Raw genomic sequence first — 1,725 nt, forward strand, 5'->3', positions numbered from 1 at the left:
CCTCCCCATCGCTGCGCGGCAGGGAGGATTTGCGCGATCAGTCGCTTTCGAATGCGGCGCGCATGTCGTCGGGGGCGAGGTCGGAGAACTTGGTGATGCGTGCTTCGAAGCGCAGGCGGACCTTGCCGGTGGCGCCGTGGCGCTGCTTGGCGATGATCAGTTCGGAGAGGCCGGTGACCTCCTCCATCTTGGCGCGCCAGGTCTCCCACTTGTCCTTGACATCGACGCCGTCGGTGTCGCTGGGGAACTTGGGCTCGGTCGCCTTCACGTAGTAGTCTTCGCGGTAGACGAACCAGACCATGTCGGCGTCCTGCTCGATCGAGCCCGATTCGCGAAGGTCGGACAGCATCGGGCGTTTGTCGTCACGCTGTTCCACCGCACGGGAGAGCTGCGAGAGCGCGATCACCGGAACGCCCAGTTCCTTGGCCAGCGTCTTGAGGCCGCGCGAAATCTCGGAGATTTCGTTCACGCGGTTGTCGTTGGCGCGGCCCGACCCGGACAGCAGCTGCAGGTAGTCGATGATGACGAGGCCAATGTTGTGGCGGCGCTTGAGGCGCCGGGCGCGGGTGCGCAGGCCGGCGATCGTCAGGCCAGGGCTGTCATCGATGTAGAGCGGCAGTTCGGCAAGGCGCTGGCTGGCGAAAGACAGCGACTGGAAGTCCTCGCGGCTGATCTTGCCCATGCGCAGCGCTTCGGAGCTGATGTTGGACTGCTCGGCCAGAATACGTGTCGCTAGCTGGTCGGCGCTCATTTCGAGGCTGAAGAAAGCCACCGGCGCGCCCACCGACTTCTCGTGTGGCATGCCGTCGCGCACGGTGTCGTCGACGTAGCGCTGCGCGGTGTTGAAGGCGATGTTGGTGACCAGCGAGGTCTTCCCCATGCCGGGACGTCCGGCAAGGATGATAAGGTCGGAATCGTGAAGGCCACCGATCTTCTGGTTGACCGAGGTGAGGCCGGTGGTCTTGCCCGAGATGTGGCCGCCCGAATTGAACGCCTTTTCGATCGCCTGGATCGCGACGCGGGTGGCGGAGCCGAAGCTCTTGGCCTCGTTCTGCGTCGCGGCGCCTTCGGCCACTTTGTAGAGCGCGGCTTCGGCGTGCTCGATCTGCTCCATCGGCTCGACCGATTCGGAGGTATCCATCGCGCTCTCGACCAGATTGCGGCCGACCGAGATCAGTTCGCGCAGCAGGGCAAGGTCGTAGATCTGCTCGGCCAGCTCACGCGGGGCGAGCAGGCCCTGGCCGTCTGCCGTAAGCCGGGCGAGATAGGCGACGCCGCCCAGCGCCTTCAGCGATTCGTCGGCCTCGAAATAGGGGCGCAGGGTGACCGGCGTGACCACCGCCTTGCGGTCTAGCAGCTGCAGGATGCGCTCGTAGAGGCGGCCGTGGACGGGCTCGAAGAAATGGAGCGGGGTGAGCGGGGTCTGCAGTTCCTCGATCACGCGGTTGTCGATGAGGACCGCGCCGAGGAACGCGGCTTCCGCCTCGACGTTCGCGGGCAGGGTTCGGACTTCCGCACCATCGGTACGGGCAAGGGCAACAGGCTGGACCATAAGCGCCGGACAATGCTCCGGCAGCGCTGCGCGAACAAGTCAGGCGGGGAGGGATATTAATCCACAAGCTGTGGATGTGTGTGGGCTGTGTGCGGCGCTGCCCACCCCGCTGCGACTAGGGCCTGCGGCCCAAGTCTCGCTCCCCTCCCGCAAGCGGGAGGGGTTGGGGGTGG

1 protein-coding gene is annotated in these 1,725 nt (G+C 65.6%); it reads right to left on the bottom strand.

Going from position 1 to position 1,725, the window contains the following annotated elements:
- Window positions 1-37: 37 nt before the first annotated feature.
- Window positions 38-1,552, bottom strand: coding sequence for a replicative DNA helicase (locus LH128_RS23025; protein ID WP_008832094.1), 1,515 nt, complete (start codon window positions 1,550-1,552; stop codon window positions 38-40).
- Between the last annotated feature and the right edge of the window lie 173 nt (window positions 1,553-1,725).

It is taken from the genome of Sphingomonas sp. LH128 (genome assembly GCF_000293195.2).
GTDB classification, from domain to species: Bacteria; Pseudomonadota; Alphaproteobacteria; order Sphingomonadales; family Sphingomonadaceae; genus Novosphingobium; species Novosphingobium resinovorum_A.